The 15,902-nt window shown below is 67.2% G+C and carries 16 protein-coding genes; 6 read left to right on the top strand and 10 right to left on the bottom strand.

Going from position 1 to position 15,902, the window contains the following annotated elements:
- Window positions 1-193: 193 nt before the first annotated feature.
- The 7 genes from G3M57_RS18130 to G3M57_RS18100 form a co-directional block, all read right to left on the bottom strand.
- Window positions 194-1,987 carry a hypothetical protein gene (locus tag G3M57_RS18130; protein ID WP_163232157.1) on the bottom strand — a complete coding sequence of 598 codons (1,794 nt, stop codon included), beginning with the start codon at window positions 1,985-1,987 and terminating at the stop codon, window positions 194-196.
- On the bottom strand, window positions 1,953-4,013 hold the full coding sequence (locus tag G3M57_RS18125; RefSeq protein WP_163232155.1) for an SIR2 family protein: 2,061 nt from the start codon (window positions 4,011-4,013) through the stop codon (window positions 1,953-1,955). The genes G3M57_RS18130 and G3M57_RS18125 overlap by 35 nt, the downstream gene beginning before the upstream one ends.
- Before the next feature lie 267 nt (window positions 4,014-4,280).
- A complete protein-coding gene (gene chrR, locus G3M57_RS18120) occupies window positions 4,281-4,922 on the bottom strand; it encodes a cadmium/peroxide/UV radiation responsive anti-sigma factor ChrR (RefSeq protein WP_056757684.1) in 642 nt (213 codons plus the stop codon).
- Window positions 4,919-5,482, bottom strand: coding sequence for a sigma-70 family RNA polymerase sigma factor (locus G3M57_RS18115; RefSeq protein ID WP_308424030.1), 564 nt, complete (start codon window positions 5,480-5,482; stop codon window positions 4,919-4,921). The genes chrR and G3M57_RS18115 overlap by 4 nt, the downstream gene beginning before the upstream one ends.
- A gap of 136 nt (window positions 5,483-5,618) precedes the next feature.
- Complete coding sequence (locus G3M57_RS18110) at window positions 5,619-6,137, bottom strand: lipocalin family protein (RefSeq protein WP_162251646.1); 519 nt, start codon at window positions 6,135-6,137, stop codon at window positions 5,619-5,621.
- Between the two features lie 14 nt (window positions 6,138-6,151).
- Window positions 6,152-6,925 (bottom strand): DUF1365 domain-containing protein, encoded by a 774-nt coding sequence (locus G3M57_RS18105; protein ID WP_056757676.1) that lies wholly within the window; start codon window positions 6,923-6,925, stop codon window positions 6,152-6,154.
- Window positions 6,925-8,271 carry an NAD(P)/FAD-dependent oxidoreductase gene (locus G3M57_RS18100; protein WP_056757674.1) on the bottom strand — a complete coding sequence of 449 codons (1,347 nt, stop codon included), beginning with the start codon at window positions 8,269-8,271 and terminating at the stop codon, window positions 6,925-6,927. The genes G3M57_RS18105 and G3M57_RS18100 overlap by 1 nt, the downstream gene beginning before the upstream one ends.
- A gap of 136 nt (window positions 8,272-8,407) precedes the next feature.
- On the opposite strand from G3M57_RS18100, the gene G3M57_RS18095 reads away from it, so the two are divergent.
- From G3M57_RS18095 to G3M57_RS18080, 4 genes are all read left to right on the top strand, one after another.
- The gene (locus tag G3M57_RS18095; protein ID WP_230983663.1) at window positions 8,408-9,262 is read left to right on the top strand and encodes a DUF1295 domain-containing protein; all 855 of its coding nucleotides are present in this window, start codon (window positions 8,408-8,410) and stop codon (window positions 9,260-9,262) included.
- Entirely contained in the window at window positions 9,259-10,284 is a 1,026-nt protein-coding gene (locus G3M57_RS18090; RefSeq protein WP_056757672.1) for an SAM-dependent methyltransferase, read from the top strand. The genes G3M57_RS18095 and G3M57_RS18090 overlap by 4 nt, the downstream gene beginning before the upstream one ends.
- Before the next feature lie 11 nt (window positions 10,285-10,295).
- Window positions 10,296-10,697, top strand: coding sequence for a DUF2177 family protein (locus tag G3M57_RS18085; RefSeq protein ID WP_056757669.1), 402 nt, complete (start codon window positions 10,296-10,298; stop codon window positions 10,695-10,697).
- 118 nt (window positions 10,698-10,815) lie between these two features.
- The gene (locus tag G3M57_RS18080) at window positions 10,816-12,042 is read left to right on the top strand and encodes an SAM-dependent methyltransferase (RefSeq protein ID WP_056757666.1); all 1,227 of its coding nucleotides are present in this window, start codon (window positions 10,816-10,818) and stop codon (window positions 12,040-12,042) included.
- 123 nt (window positions 12,043-12,165) lie between these two features.
- Here the strand turns inward: G3M57_RS18080 and G3M57_RS18075 are convergent, their stop codons facing one another.
- Window positions 12,166-12,564, bottom strand: coding sequence for a DoxX family protein (locus G3M57_RS18075; RefSeq protein WP_163232153.1), 399 nt, complete (start codon window positions 12,562-12,564; stop codon window positions 12,166-12,168).
- Window positions 12,565-12,732: 168 nt separating this feature from the next.
- Between G3M57_RS18075 and G3M57_RS27760 the strand changes: the two genes are divergently transcribed.
- A complete protein-coding gene (locus G3M57_RS27760; protein ID WP_163232151.1) occupies window positions 12,733-13,095 on the top strand; it encodes a winged helix-turn-helix transcriptional regulator in 363 nt (120 codons plus the stop codon).
- Between the two features lie 24 nt (window positions 13,096-13,119).
- Here the strand turns inward: G3M57_RS27760 and G3M57_RS18065 are convergent, their stop codons facing one another.
- Window positions 13,120-13,503: an MAPEG family protein gene (locus tag G3M57_RS18065; RefSeq protein ID WP_163232149.1), complete on the bottom strand. Its 384-nt coding sequence runs from the start codon at window positions 13,501-13,503 to the stop codon at window positions 13,120-13,122.
- Window positions 13,504-13,568: 65 nt separating this feature from the next.
- The gene (locus G3M57_RS18060; RefSeq protein WP_163232147.1) at window positions 13,569-14,318 is read right to left on the bottom strand and encodes an SDR family NAD(P)-dependent oxidoreductase; all 750 of its coding nucleotides are present in this window, start codon (window positions 14,316-14,318) and stop codon (window positions 13,569-13,571) included.
- A gap of 602 nt (window positions 14,319-14,920) precedes the next feature.
- On the opposite strand from G3M57_RS18060, the gene G3M57_RS18055 reads away from it, so the two are divergent.
- Entirely contained in the window at window positions 14,921-15,814 is an 894-nt protein-coding gene (locus G3M57_RS18055; RefSeq protein ID WP_163232145.1) for an alpha/beta fold hydrolase, read from the top strand.
- Window positions 15,815-15,902: the final 88 nt, after the last annotated feature.

Below are 15,902 nucleotides of genomic sequence, written 5' to 3'. Positions count from 1 at the left end.
TTCCTGAGGAAGACCAGCGTGTTGTTGGTTGCAGCGGGGTGCGATCTTCGCAAGGCGTTGATCATCGCTGATGAACCCTGATTTGAAGGTCGTGTTCCTGGAGCCGCGCCAACGTCCGCATCTGGCGCTGGCGCGCCAAGTCGGCTAGGGCGGTCCGAGCATCGATCATAGAGCGCCGGATATCGGGCGAGATCTACCCTTGCGCCGCGCGGACAAAGAGGTCGAGACGGCGATAAACGGCGTCATCGCGGAGGGCGGGGTCGGCGGCGACGATGCGGGCGAGCAACGCGGCCAGTTCCTGGCGATCCGTCCAAACTTCTAGACGGACGGCCAGGCCCAGCAGCCGCAGGCTGTGCGCGGGATGTCGGTCGGGATGGCCGCCCTTGGTCAGGCGGTCGAGCAGCAGGCCGCCGTCCGAAGCGACCAGGAACGCGCTCAGGAAATCGACGGCCTCGGGGAAAGCTTGGCTGGTCGCAGTGGCTGCCAGGGCCAGGTTCTCGCTCACCCGCGGTGTCTTGACCTGAGGATCGCGCGGCCAGGCCTTAGCGAGCCAGGGTTGGACCTGGCCGCGCCAGCGCGCATCAGCGGGCGTGGGTTGGTCCGGCTCACCGCCGCTGATGCGGTTGAGATCGTTCCATAGCCACCAAGTCGCGTCGCCGCGCATCTCGTCGCTCATCGCCCGGATCGCCGCGCGACCTAGGTCCGGTCCCAGGCCAAAGTCCAGGCCTGCCAGCATCAGGATCTGGGCCAGGGCGGTCTTGGACGCGCCGAAAGTCTCCAGCCTGCCGTCGAACGCGGCCAGGAAGGGCTGGCGGATCAGGTCCCACAGATCCTGTCCAATGCGTGGATGCCACGAGAAGCCTTGCCAGGCGGCGGCGGCCTCGGTTGGGTCGGCGTCCCAATCGAGCAAGGGGAGCAGCGTCCTGGCGGTCCAAGTTGGATCGACGGCGAACAGATAGGGGATACGTGAGGCGGCGATTACGCGGGAGGGCCGATGGGTGCGTTCACCCAGGCCGATCAGCCGTTGTAGACGTGGCAGGAGGGGCGCGGGCAGGCCGTCGCCAGTCTTCAGCCGATGGGCGAACAGCCCGTTGAAGAAGGCGGTGGCCAGATGACCTAGGGAGCGGTTGATGGCCAGACTCACCCAGTGTCCGTCGCCAGGATCATCGCCATTTGCCGGATCACCGCTCGCCGCCGCCAGCGTTAGGTCGAAGACCTGCCAGTAGGGATCGCCGGGCGGCGTCTTGGCGCCTTGGACGCCAGCCTCGAGAAGATCGGCGACCGCGCGGCTGAATTCGGTCTCGGAAAAGAGCACGCGGGGCGAGGCGAGGATCGCCTGCAGTGCCGGGTCCAGATAGGCCGGATCCTTGGCGTGGTCGCGCACGCCCCAGAGGGTGGCGCGCCAGACGCCGACCAAGCCGTCCGCGCCCCGCGCGGCGAGCCTGGCCAGGACCGGGGCAGCGCGTTCGGGACGATCGATGACGAGGCGGCGCCAGGCGTCCTCGGCCTCGCCGAAGCGGTCGTCGTCGCGCGGTTGGGCCAGATAGTCGATGATGGCGTCCGCCGTCTCGAGCGCCGAGAGGTTGCCGAGGTGGCGGCCGCCGTCGTCCACGCCCCCGACCTCCATCCACCAGCCGAACCGCGCGATCTCGCCGGCCGCCAGGTGCCATTCCGGATGGCTCGCTCGGATTCCGGCTATGAGCGCCTGAAGTTCTGGCGTCAGCGGGTGGCGTCCGTCGCGTTCGAGCAGGGCGACGCGATCGAAGATGCGTCGATCGATCGAGCGGCGCCGATCCTCGGGACTGGCGTCCTGAGGTCCCAGGTGGGCGGGCGGACCCGCTGCGATGACCTCCGATAGGCGGGCGCGGGCGTCCTCGTCGCCGGTGTTCCATAGGTGTTCGAGAAGCTCGAGGGCTTCCTTGCGGGCGCTCGATCGCCAAAGCAACGGAGTTTCAGGCATCGATAAGCACCTGAAGTTTCTCCTCAAGCGTGAAGTGGTCGCTGTCGGTGACGGCGGCGGCGCGAAGGCGCTGGAAGGTCAGGTAGGGCATGTGGCGCCAGCGCTCGACGAGGGCGCGGCTGGCCTGCGGCGCGGTGAGGTCAAGGTGTTTCCAGCCGCGCCAAAGCCAGTCCACCAGCCGAGCCCAATGGTCGTGATCGCGGTTTTGTTCGTGCGGCCGAATTGAGGGGCGGACGATCGCGCCCGGATCATTGTCGATGTCGGCCCGGCCCAGGACCGCGAAGAGGTCCAGCGCCGCACGCAGCAGGCCGGTCAGCTCGTCAGTCAACTGGCCCAGGAAGGCGTCGACCTCGTGCAGGGCGTCGATGGCCTGGGCCAGGGTCGGCATGCGGTCGCCGGCCACGAGCCGGACCGAGCCTTCAGTCAGACTCTCGAGCGTGGCCCCCGGCGCATCCGGCTCGTCCGCGGCCTCGCCCGCGTCGTCCATCATCGCGCGAATGGCGCGGGCGTAGGAGGGGCTCAGGTGGATGACCGGTTGGAGCAGCGCCAGCAGCTCCTGGCGCAGCCAGGGCTCGGCCTGGTGGTCGGCCAGGATCGCGCGAAGATCCCAGTGGGCGGTCGCGGGAAGCGTTGATCCCATCCAGGAACCCTCACCGGAGACCAGGCGCCAGAAGAGGGTGTAGCCGGCGGGCAGTGGCGGTTCGTCAGGTTCCAAGGGCCGCTTCAGCTGGGTCCGGATGGCCGCTCGCAGATGAGGGTGCGGCCGGCGGCCGCCGGTCTGGGCCTCGAGGACCCACTGGACGAGCTCGGGCGAGGCCAGGGATCGGGCGAGCCAGGTGATCAGGTGGAGGCTCTTGTCGCTGAGGGCAAGCGCGCCCTCGGTGCCGATCCGGGGCGTCAGGGGTTCCAGATGGGTGACGGGCCGGGCGGGGAGCGGCGTGTGCGCCTGTTCGGCCTCGGCCACCTCCTTCTGCCATCGCTCCAGCAGCGCGGCTTCCCGACGTTCGATTTCGGCCAGCCAGTCGATCGGCGGCGGTTCCTGGAGGTTGGCGAAGGCGCGTGCGCCGTGGCCAAGGTCTCCGGGGCGGCCCAGCACCGCCCACATCAGGTTGTCGGTGTCGCTCGGGTCCAGGCTCTGGGGGCGGCTGGCGGCCAGTCGGCCGATCAGGGTCTCGGCGCTAAGCAGGTAGTCCTTCCGGGCTTCGGCCCAACCAATGATGGTCTCGCGCAGGCGGCGATGATGGCGTTCCTTGTTGTAGAAGATCGGCTCGACGCCGCGATCGCGCCAGCGCTTGGGATCGGGTCTGTGCTTAGCGTTGGACTCGACGAAGATGTAGGCGCGCTCGCGCCGGTCGGCATGGCGAGCCGTGGCGGCCTCGGCGGCGAAAGCGTCGGTCATATAGCGCAGCACCGGGTCGTTCAGGCTGTAGCCGATAAAAAGCACGGTGAAGTCAGCGAAGAGGCGGGTAACGAAGCGGGCAGCCCAGCCTTCGGTCAGATAGGCGCGGCCAAAGTCGGCGCTGGTCATGACCAGATGATGGTTGGCCGTCTCGTCATCCAAACGGCCGTGTAGATAGGCGACGCTGCGCCAGCTGGCCACGCGATCGTCGCGCGGGATGGGCAGGACCGGTCCGGCGTGAAAGCGGGGTGGATCCGCGCCGTCCATCGCCTGTTCGAAATAGGTGTCGAAATTGGTAGTTACCAGGCGCAGGCCCTGGGTGCGGTTGAGGTGTGCAAGGTCCAGGATCGCCTTGTGGAGGCGCAGGTCGGTCGGGGGCGCGCTGAGAATCTCGGCCGCCACGCGCCGTACCTCGCCGGGGTAGTCGTTTTCCAGCACCCCGAGCATGCGGTCGGGCCAATCCCATTCGGGACTTTTCTTTGGCGGTAGGGCCGCGCCGAGCGCGTTGTAGCAACCGGCGACCAGGCCTGCGTAGCTCGGCAGGCCGGCGTTCATCGATACGCCTGCCCCGCAGAAGATCACCACCCTGTCGTCCTCAAGAGCTTGGACCAGGGAGTCCGGGACGTGCGGTCCGTATTTCGCGAACTTTGGCATCGCCGTGGAGCTTGGCCTTGGATGCAGAGCTACGCAATCGCCGAGCTGCAACGATCCGACGTAGTGAACCTCCGACCTGGTCGGTGCTTGTGTTCGCGCCCCTGTGCCGAATGTCCAGTTCCTGGAGGTGGGCCAACGTCAGCAACTGGCGCAGTGTCGCCAAGATGGAGCGCCACCAGCAACGCGACCTGCGATATTGGCGTCTCGGAGCGCTCCGAACCCAACCTTGACCAATAGACAGCAGTCAGGCGGCCAGGATGGGACCGGTTAGAGGCGCACGAAGGGCGCTAGGAGCATGCCCAGCCGCCCTGGCAAGACGATCTGCCCATCAAGAGCCGCCACGCACAGGCAGGGTGTGTCGGAGACCACGCGCGGCTGATGGAGCACGCTAGGATCGGCCTCCTCGAAGTCGCCCGGCTCGAAAACGCCGTCCTCCGTCGCGTAGGCGCCTTCTATCACGCAGGTCAGCTCCACGCCCACGTGGGTGTGGCGCGGCGCCGACTTGCCCGGCGCTATGCGCAGCAGAATGACCCGGCAATCACCGTCACGGGGGCCCAGGACATTGCGGACATGCACGCCAGGTCCGGCCCAGCGCCAGGGACCCAGCTCGAAGCTCCGCAGCGGACTTGGCAGGCTGTGATCGGCGGTGGGCAGCGGCGGTGCGACGCCGGCCTCCGGGTCGGGGCTGTCGAGGCGCGCCAGGACCGCGGCCAGGGCGCCGTCCTCGAGCGCGCTTGGCGCCAGGTCGTCGAGGACCGCTCCGCCTACGGCCTGAGCCAGATGGGTCCAGGCGCGGGTCTGGGGCCGCATCGCCAAGTGGGTGGCGACGACGACCGCCTCCGGCGCGCTGAGCGTTCCGGCCTCGAACGCCAACAAGCGCTCTTCGCTGGGATGATGGCGCGCGCTCATGCCTGGCCTCGCATTTCGCGCTCGACGAACGCTCTCAGTTTCATCATGCCAAATCGGATCCGCGCCTTGACGGTGCCGAGCGGCACGCCGAGGGCATGCGAAATCTGACTGTGTGTCTGTTCCTGGAAGAATGCCATTTCAATCGCTTGGGCTTGATCGGGATTAAGGCTGCGCATCGCGGCCCGGACGCAGGCGCCGTCCTGCGCGCCGCTCAAGATCGCGTCCGGCTGGGCCGGCGCCTCGGTCCCGAAGGTGGCGTCGAAAGCATGTAGCGCCGAGGATCCCCGACGCAGGGCGTCGCTCCTCAGGTTGCGCGCGATCGTGAAGATCCAGGCCGCGACCGACGCGCGCGTCGGATCGTAGGCGGCGGCCTTGCGCCAGACCGTCAGCATCGCTTCCTGCGCCAGCTCCTCGGCAGCGGCGGGCGGGGTTCCGCTTCTGACGAGCAGGGCTTTGATGCGCGGTCCATAGAAGTTGAAGACCTCGACGAACGCGTCGCGGTCCTGGCTCTGGGCGATGCAGGCGATCAGAGCGCGAAAGTCGCGTGGCGGCTGGCTCACCAAAGCGGCGGCCTCTCGTTGGACTGGAGCGGGTCGAGTCGCATGCATGACCCTTATACGGCGCGAGCGTCCCGGCGGATGAATCGGCGCGGCGTCGGCGGCCAAATTTTGTGGAATCGATCTGGGCCGGGTCTCCTCATGGCATGGTCGCGCCCACGTCCTCGAGGGCGTTGTCGAAGCCGAGCGCGCGCATGCGGGCCTTCAGCGCGGCGTGCCTGGCCGCTGGCAGTCCTGGGGCGCGCGCCAGGAGCGCCACGAACTTGCCGTCCGCGGTGCTGGCGATCATCCAGCCGTAGTCGTCGGCGCGGTCGACGACCCAGTACTGTCGGCGGATCAGCCCGCCGAAGAAGCTGGCCTCGAACTTGGCGTTGGTGGTCGGGTCCACGATCCGGGCGACGGTATCGACATGGCGGGCCGGTCCGTTGCGCTCTTGGGCATGGCAGACCTGGTCGATGTTGAAGGTTCCGTCGCCCTTTTTGGCCCAAACCTGGTATGCGCCGTGACAATTGCGCTGGCGGGTGTTGGGCGTGCGGACGATCTCGTACCAGCGTCCCATGAAGCGTTCGATCTCAATCGCGCGCCGGGGCTCGGGCGCGGACTCGGCCAGGGCCGGGGGCGCGGCCAGCACGGCGGCGAGCACAAAAGGCAGGAGCACGCACGAGCTCATTGTCACGGCCTCAGGGCCGCGCCATGGGTGATCGGACGAGCCGGCGCGGGTGGGCGCGGACGCAGGCCGACGCCCTTGGCGAAGATCTTCAGCGCCTCCCAATGGATCGCCGCCATGACGCCGAAACTGAGCATTGGATGACGGACCAGAGCTGAGAGCAGGCTAGCATCGGTGAGCGGCGAGCGCCTGCCGGAGAATCCCGCGGTGAGCACCAGGCCATCGGCGTCCAAGACCTCGACCCGTACCGCGATTGCCTCGGCCGGCGGCGATATGGTGAAACGATAGGTCAGGTCCATGTCCATGAACGGCGAGACATAGAAGCGCTTGGGCGCGGTCTGACGAACCGGACCATCGTCCTCGGGGACGGCGATCATGTAGCCGTGGTCCTGGCCGAACGTGTTGCGCACCTCATAGAGGATCGCGCTCAGGACGCCGTCGCGGCCATGGCAGAAATAGAGGCTGAGGGGATTGAACCCATAGCCGAGGACCCTTGGCATGCAGAGCAGGCGCACGGGCCCTCCCGGTTCGAGCCCAGCCTCGACCAGGCGCTCGGCGACATAGGCCCGAAGATCCCCGCCGCGATGATCGCCGTGGTCGCGCGGATCGAACGACGCCCAGCCCCGTCGACCGCGGCGCAGCCAGCGAAGGCGGGCGAAGAGATCGTCCAGCTTGTCCAGATCGAGCAGGAGCATGAAGATCCGATAGCGCAGGCCATGGACACGTGGGCGTTCGCGCTTGTGGAACACCAGGCCGCTATAGATCGCCGAGGCGCTCATCAGGCGGCCTGGGCGACAGAATGCGGCGCGAGCACGATGCGGCCGCTTTCGCCGGCCACCCGCCAGGGGCGGCGGACGCCGCCCAGCTGCTCGGCGACCGCCAGGCCCGCCTGCAGCCCGTCCTCGTGGAAGCCCGCGCCGAAATAGGCGCCGCAGAACCAGGTGCGTTGCGCGCCCTGCAGCGACCAGAGCGACTTCTGGGCCGTCAGGGCGGCGGCGTCGAAGTGGGGGTGCTCGTAGGCATGCGTGCTGTAGGTGAGGGCGGGATCGGGCGCGATATGGGGATTGAGCGTCACGAAGAGGGGCGGTCTTCGGGAAAGGCCTTGCAGGTGGTTCATCCAGTAGGTGACGCAGCCGGCCGCAGGATCATCGCGCCGGCCAAGATGGTTCCAGCTCGCCCAGGCCCGCCGGCGGCGCGGCATCAGCCGAACGTCGCCGTGCAGGACCGCGGTGTTGGGCATGTAGCGGAAGGCGCCGAGCAGCGCGCGCTCCTCGGGTGACGGATCGTCCAGCAGGGCCAGGGCGCTCGGGGCGTGGGCGGCGATCACCACGTGATCGAAAGCCTGCCGGCCGCCCGCGGCGTCCTCGACGATCGCCTGGGCGGGCGTGCGCCGCACACGGGTGACGGGCGCGCCTTGGCGGACGTCACCGCGGAAGGCCTTGGCCAGGGCCTCGACATAGACCCGGCTGCCGCCGTCCACGGTGCGCCAGGTGCGCCGTCCGATGAACCGCAGGAGGTCGTGGTTTTCGAAGAAGCGGATGAAGGCCGCGGCCGGATGATCGCCGACGCCCTCGATGCTGGCCGACCAGATGGCCGCGGCCATCGGCAACAGATGGTCCTGCCGCAGCGCCGCGCCATAGCCCTGGTCCTTCAGGTACTGGCTGAGCGATATGACCGGATCGAGCGTCGCCAGATGTCCCGGCGCGGTGCGATAGAAACGGTTGAGGTCGCGCAGCATCGACCAGAAGCGCGGGCGAAGCAGGATGCTCGGCTGGGCGAAGAGCGAGGCCAGGCTCTTGCTGCCATATTCCAGCTCGCCCTCGTCCAGCGAGACGGCCAGCGACATGTCGGCCGGTTTGGTCGGCACGGCCAGGTGCTCGAAGAGCGCGGTCAGGTTGGGGTAGTTGACCTCGTTATAGACGATGAAGCCGGTGTCCACCGCCAGGCCGTCCGCCTCGACCGTATTGGCGTGTCCGCCGAGGCGTCCTTCGGCCTCATAAAGCGTCACGTCGTGTTCGCCGCTCAGCAGCCAGGCGCACGAAAGCCCTGAAATCCCGGCGCCGACGACGGCGATCCGCAGCCGGCGGGCGTTGGGCGGTCGAGCGGGAAACTGGCCGAGCGGCATAGACGACTCCAGGACTGCGGCGCGCCGTCGAGCGCGCTTCAAACCCTGGTACGGACGACATGGTTTTTTGGACGACCATGCGTCCACTCAAATGGCCGCCCCGTATCGAGGCCATGACCCTTCCCAAACGCCTTCGATGGACGATCGGTCCGGCGAGATCCACGCTGGCGCGGCCCCGGGGCCGCCGATGATCCTCGCCGCGACCCTGGCCCTGGGCCTGATGACGCTCGTGATGGGTCTGGCCTGGTGGTGCGTGCTGCGGACAGGCAACGGCGGCTGGACGGACGTCTTCTGGACGTTCGGGACCGGGGCTTGCGGCGTCCTGGCCGCCCTGGCCCCGTGGGCGGGGGCGCCCGGCGCGCGGCGGGGCCTGGTCGCGGCGCTGGTGGCGCTGTGGTCGTTGAGGCTTGGAACCTATGTCGTTGTTCGCGTCGCCCGCGGCGCCGAGGACGTGCGCTATCGGACGCTCAAATCTGAATGGGGCGAGCGGTTCAGGCCTCGGATGCTGGCCCTGGCCCTCGTCCAGGCGCCGGCCAGCGCCTTGCTCTGCCTGTCGATCGCCTCGGCCGCGGCGCGTCCTGGCGCGGGCCTGCGGGCCGCCGATGTCCTCGGCGCGGCCATCGGGCTGATCGCCATCGGCGGCGAAGCCTTGGCCGATGAGCAGATGCGTCGCTTCAAGACCGCTCAACACGCCCCCGACGCGGTCATGGATCGCGGTCTATGGGCTTGGTCGCGTCATCCGAACTATTTCTTCGAGTGGTTGGGATGGCTCGCCTATCCGGTCATCGCCATCGACGTTTCGGGCGGGTGGAGCGCGGGTTGGCTGTCGCTGCTGGCCCCTCTGGCCATGGGCCTGGTGCTCACGCGCCTGACCGGGGTCCCGCCGCTGGAACGGGCGATGCTCGCCGCCAAGGGCGAAGCCTACGCCCAGTACCAGGCCAGGGTCAGCGCCTTCTTTCCCCGTCCGCCCCGAAAAGGAGCTCCCCGATGAGCCTTTTGGCCGCCTCCATCAACCGGTTGCAAGACGCCCCTTGTCCCGACTTCATCGTGCGGCCCGCCATAGGCGCGCTGGTGGCCAACGCCCGTCGCCAGCTCGCCCGGACGCCGGGACAATCGGAGGCCGATTTCGCCGCCGTCATGGCGGCCCGTCCGATCGCCGAGCACACCCAGGCCGCCAACGTCCAGCACTACGAATTGCCGGCGCGGTTCTTCGAGCTCGTCCTGGGGCCGCGGCTGAAATATTCCAGCGCCTATTACGAAACGCCGGACACGAGCCTGGCGCAGGCCGAGGAAGCCGCGCTGGCGCGCACCTGCCGGAACGCCGGGCTGGCCGATGGGCAAGCGGTGCTGGAACTGGGCTGCGGCTGGGGCTCGCTGTCCCTGTGGATGGCGGCGGCCTATCCCGCCGCGACGATCACCGCGGTGTCCAATTCCCATGGCCAGAAGGCCTTCATCGATCAGCAGGCGCGCGAGCGGGGTCTGGCCAATCTGACGGTCGTGACCGCCGACATGAATGACTTCGCGACCTCGTCACGCTTCGACCGCATCGTCTCAGTCGAGATGTTCGAGCACATGGCCAACTGGCGCGCGCTCCTGACCCGCGTGCGCGCCTGGCTCACGCCCGGCGGTCGGGCCTTCGTCCACGTCTTCGCCCATCGCGCCGCGCCCTACCGCTTCGAGGTCGAGGATCGCTCGGACTTCATCGCCCAGCACTTCTTCACCGGCGGCCTGATGCCCAGCCATGGCTTGATGCATCAATATCCGGACCTCTTCGCGGTCGAGGCCGACTGGCGCTGGAGCGGGGCGCACTACGCGCGCACCGCCGACGACTGGCTGGTCAATTTCGATCGCCACGAGCGCGAGATCATGGGGGTGATGCGTTCGGTCTACGGCCAGGACGCCGTTCTCTGGGCGCGCCGCTGGCGCCGGTTCTTCCTGGCGACGGCTGGCCTGTTCGGCGATCGCGGCGGCGCCGAATGGGGCGTCAGCCACTACCGACTCGCGCCGGTCTAAGGAGAACCGCAATGCCTTATCTTGTCGCCTATGTCGCATCGATGATCGTCTTCCTTGGGCTCGACGCCGTCTGGCTGTCGCTGATGGGCCCCCGTCTTTACCGACCGGTCCTGGGCGACATGCTGGCCCAGAAGTTTAACGCGCCGGCCGCCATCGCCTTCTACGTGATTTATGGCCTAGGCGTCGTGGCCCTGGCCGTGGCGCCGGCCCTGCGCGAGAACGCGGGGGGCAAGGCCGCCCTGAGCGGCGCGGTGCTGGGCTTCGTGGCCTACGCCACCTATGACCTGACCAACCAGGCGACCCTGCGCGTCTGGTCCACCCGTCTGACCCTGGCCGACATGGCCTGGGGCGCGGCGCTCACGGCGCTGGCCGCCTATGCGGGCTTCCAGGCAGCGCGGCTCGTGGCCCGCTAGCCGCCCACGCCGGCCAGAGCGAGGTCGGCGACAGCAGGGTTTTCGAAGTACGGTTTCGTTTCAGGAGGCGCGGGCGTGACGACTGCGGCGCCGCCTCAGTGCTCGCAGGGCCTCGACCATGAATGACCTGTCCCACGCCGCCTTGGCCCCCGCGCCGCGCCGCCAGACGCTCTTCCATGCCTTCGTGGACCTGCTGTCGGCCAACTGGACTTGGGGAGAGCTGACCATCGTCGAGCGAGGCGGAGCCCGTCATCACCTCGTGGGCAAGGTCGCGGGGCCTCAGGCGGTGCTTCAGGTCCGGGACCTGAGATTCGCCGCCCGTGTGCTGGCCAGCGGCGATATCGGTTTTGCCGAAGGCTATATCGCCGGCGAGTGGACGAGCCCGGACCTGGCGGCGCTGCTTGAGGTCCTGGCCAACAACTACGATCACATCCGTCGCCTGTTCGACGGCGGCTGGTGGATGAAGGCGGTCAACTGGGCGTTCCACCACCTCAGGGCCAACAGCAAGTCCGGCGCGCGCCGCAACATCCACGCTCACTATGACCTGGGTAACGATTTCTACGCCGCCTGGCTCGACCAGACCATGACCTACTCGGCCGCCCGGTTCACCGCGCCGGATCAGTCCCTGGAGGTCGCGCAGCGCGCCAAGTACATGGAGCTGGCCCGCCTGATCGACCTGCAACCCGGTCACAGCCTCGTCGAGATCGGCTGTGGCTGGGGCGGCTTTGGTCTGTTCGCGGCCGGTGAGATCGGCGCTCGCGTGCAGGGCGTGACGATCTCGCGCGCGCAGTATGACCTGGCGCGTCGCCGCGTCTTCGAGGCGGGCCTCTCCGAGCGGGTCGACATCCGCCTGCTGGACTATCGCGAGCTGGACGGCCAGTTTGATCGCTTAGCGTCGATCGAGATGTTCGAGGCGGTCGGCAAGGCCTATTGGGGCATCTACTTCCAAAAGGTCCGGGACCTGCTCAAGCCCGGCGGCCGCGCCGGCCTGCAGGTCATCACCATCGCCGACGCGCTCTTCGAGGAATATGACGCGCGCACAGACTTCATCCAGCGCTACGTCTTTCCTGGCGGCGCGCTGGCGTCAGAGACGCATCTGGCCGACCTGGCGACCCGGCACGGCTTGGCGCCACGGCGAACCGTGCGGTTTGGCTTGGACTATGCCGAGACCTTGCGCCGTTGGTCCGAGCGCTTCGAGGACGCCGCCGCGACGGGTGTCCTCGGCGCGATGGATTTGGACGAGCGGTTTCGGCGGCTGTGGCGGTTCTACCTGGCCTACTGCGAAGCAGGCTTTCGAACAGGGCGCACCAACGTCATTCAATTCTCACTGGACCGCCATGCCTAGCTCTGTCGCCGAACCCTCAGATGAACGTCCAGTTCTTGGAGGACTGACAACGTCAGCAAATGGCGCGGCTCTGACATCGCCGGCGGTCGACGCCCCTCAGTCCAGCGGACATTCCGAAGGACGTTACGGTTGCTCCGCCGCCGCGGGCGCGTATGGCGACGGCGCTTGGCGCGCATCGTTCTGCGTTGCGAAGGACGCGGCCAGGAGCACCAGCCCAATGACCGCGGGCGCGGCGCTCTTGAAACTGCGCACGCCTAGGTGGGCCATTCCCGACAGGATCAGGTGATAGAACATGCCGGCATAGGCCAGGTCGCTGAGCGGCACGCTGAGGCGTGTCAGAATGGCCGCCGGTCCGAGGATTTTCACCACGATCATCAGCGGGATGAGATGGGGAGCAGGGTAGCCCAGGTCGGCCTGCGCCTTTTGGACGAAGTCCTTCTTGATCAGATAAAGAAATGCGGATGACAGATACAACGCCGACAAGAGCGCGGTGCTAATCCAGTATGTATAAGTGACGGCCATACGGTTTTTTCCTGTCGCCTATGCTTTGGCGAGACTGTTCGGCAGAACATGCGGCCGGCGTGTCGGCGAATTGCGACATCGTCCGGGAGCATGTATCGAAATTGTCTGCTATGATGGAACGTCGCAAGTAGGATGAATTTGCGGCGGTAAGTATGGAATACCAGACCGATGTCCGAGACTGTCGCCACCATGCAGGACGAGATGCGCCGCGCCTTCGCGATGCTGTCAGGTAAGTGGAAGCTCGAAATCATGTGGCTCCTCAGCCAGCGCATCCATCGCTTCGGCGAACTGCGCAAAGCCATACCGGGGATCACCCAGCACATGCTCACCGCCCAGCTGCGGGAGCTGGAAGCCGACGGCCTGGTCTCGCGGACGGTCTTCGCCGAGGTGCCGCCCCGCGTCGAATACGAAATGACGCCAAAGGCGCGGGCGCTGGGCCCCACGATGGAAGCCCTGACCGCGTGGTGGCTGGAGTACGGGTCAAGCCTTCCCAAGAGGTCGGCCGGCCCCGGTCGCAAGGGCTCGGCCTGACCGGAGGCGCGACCGTGAACGGGATCAGACGGCCGAAAGGATAACCGCGACGCCACCGCCGGCGAGCACCGCATAGGTCGCCAGGATACCCAGGCCGCGCAGGACCGGGGCGTCCCTGTACATGCCGACGGCGTGCAACAGCCGGCCGACCGCGAGCGCCGTTCCCAGCGAGAGGACGCCGACGGCAGGCAGGCCCCGCAGTTCCATCAGGGTCAGCACGATGATCCCGAGGGGCACATATTCAATGAAGTTTGCCTGCGCCCGGATGCGGCGGCGCAGCCCTATGTCATCGCCCTCCCCAAGCAGGATCGTCGTCTTCACACGACGCAGGGTCACCATGAGCGAAAGGCCGACCAGGGCCAGCGCGAAGCCCCCGGCGAACAGGGATGTGATGGGCAGATCGGCCATGAGGCCTCCTGAATGTCATAGGGTTCGACGAGCGCCGCCCGACGGGGCGCCGGGCGGATCGCCCGTCAGCGCGCGCCGTCGATCATCGCCCCGCCGTCGGGCGACAGGCTGTAGCCGGTGATGAAGCGGGAGTCGGCGCTGGCGAGGAACAGGACGACCGGCGCGATATCGTCCTCGGGAGACCCCATCCGTTCGAGTGGGGACTGAACCCTCGGGACGCCGGTCTCGGGGATCTCCTCAAGCGTGTTGGCGATCGGCAGGACGTTGTTGACAGTGATCCCGTCCTTTCCCCACTCGCGGGCGGCGACACGGGTCAGGGCCCTGACGGCTTCCTTGGCCATGGCATAGGGCGCGTAGCCGGCCATGCCAGTAACCCCGGCGATGGACGCGAAGTTGATCACCCGGCCCGCGCCGCTGGCCTTCAGGTGAGGATAACAGGCCTGCATCAGGCGCAGGTAGGCGATCGGACCGACCTCGAAATTGCGCTGGAGCTGCCCGATGGTCAGGTCCGTAACCGGGGCCATCACGACGGAGGGATCGAACGCGTTGTTCACCAGGATATCGATCCGGCCGAAGGCGCTGGCGACCTGGTCGACGGCGGCGGCGATCTGAGCCGGGTCGGAAATGTCGCAGATCACCCCGATAGCCTCTCCGCCCTTGGTCCGGATGCCGGTGACGACCTCCTCGACGTTCCGCGGCGTGCGCGACACCACGGCGACCGTCGCGCCCTCGGCCGCGAACCGGTGCGCCACGGCGCGGCCAATGCCTCGACCCGCTCCAGTCACAAGGGCGACCTTTCCATCCAGTCGTGTCATCGAACTCTCCTCTCGAACGCCTGTGTTCGTCCCCGGCGGCTGGATCCGGACAAGCTGGATGCGGCGGCCAGGAACCGAGCAATCCGGATCAGCCCGGCCCGCTTGGAGAGATTGAAATGTAGGCTTGGATCGATTTGAGCAAGAAGGATGAAATGTCTATACTTAGTATGTATATCCATACTAATGGCATTCCTCACCCGTCCGGTGGGTCGGCTCGTTGGGCAATACAGATGTCGCTTCCAGCGATGATCTCAGTCAGGAAATTCGATCCGCCGCGAATGTGGAGACTTGGCGAACAAACGCGCTATCCGCGTCCATCTGTGCGTTAGACATAGAACACCCACCGTGTCAGGCAACGACCGCGGCAACTGGTTCACCGGTCCGCAACAGGCCAATCGTTGGGGGCGGGTACCATCTGAAGGTCGTGTTTCTGGAGGGGCGCCCATGTCCGGTACTGGCGCACCTCTGCGGTTCCGGAGGGCGTACGTCGAGCAAGCTTGGCACCCAACGTTCTTTTTTATCCGGGTAATATTGACGACGACTTTTATCCGGGTAAATACCTTCTGGGCGATCCCTCTGCGGGAGTCTAAGGGAAGCCGACGATGATCCGCGTGGCGACAAATGGTGTCGAACTGGCGTGCGAGGCCTTTGGGGATCCCTCCGACCAGGCGATCCTGCTGATCCCCGGCTTGGGCACGCAAATGATCCGATGGACCGCGCCCTTCTGCCTCGCACTCGCTGCGCGCGGCTATCATGTGATCCGTTTCGACAATCGCGACGCCGGCTGCTCGACGCACATCAGTCATCGCACCGCGCCGGATTTCGGCGAACTGGCGGCCGCGCTCATGGCCGGACGAACGCCGGACGTCCCGTACACCCTTCACGACATGGCGGCGGACGCGTTGGGGCTGCTTGACGTCCTCTCGATCGACCGGGCCCACGTCGTCGGGCGATCCATGGGTGGCATGATCGCGCAGATTATGGCGTATGAGCATCCCGAACGCGTGGCGTCGCTGACCTCGATTATGTCGAGCACCGGCAATCCATCGCTGCCGTCGCCTGCGCCCGACGCCATGGCGATGATGACCAAGCCCGCTCCCAACTCCGTCTCTGACGAAGCGGCATATCTGGCCCACGGCCTCGCCTTCGCGCGCCGCATCGCCGGCAGCCGGTACCCGTTCGACGAGGCCGCGGCGCGTCGTCTTATCATTGAAGAGACCCGCCGCGCCCAAGATCGCAGTGGCTTCGGCCGTCAGATCGCGGCGATCGCCGTAAGCGGCGATCGCCGGAGGCGGCTCGCGACGGTGAGCGCACCAACGCTCGTAATTCACGGGAGCGATGATCCGCTCTTTCCGCCGGCCTGCGGCGAGGATACGGCCGCTTCGATCCCGGCCGCGGAGTTCATGCTCGTGGAGGGTATGGGCCACGATCTTCCGCCCCAATTGTATGGCGCGGTCGTTGAGGCGATCGACCGAACAACGAGGCGACGCCCGTAGACTTGCGAGTAGCTCCGCTGCTGCATAGGGAAGCTTTCGATCAGCGAAGTCGCGCAAGGCCGTCGGTGCGGTTGATGGCGGCCAACGT

Source organism: Caulobacter rhizosphaerae, assembly GCF_010977555.1.
GTDB lineage: Bacteria > Pseudomonadota > Alphaproteobacteria > Caulobacterales > Caulobacteraceae > Caulobacter > Caulobacter rhizosphaerae.
The sequence above is the reverse complement of the archived record's forward strand: the minus strand, read 5'-3'. Positions and strand labels throughout refer to the sequence as shown.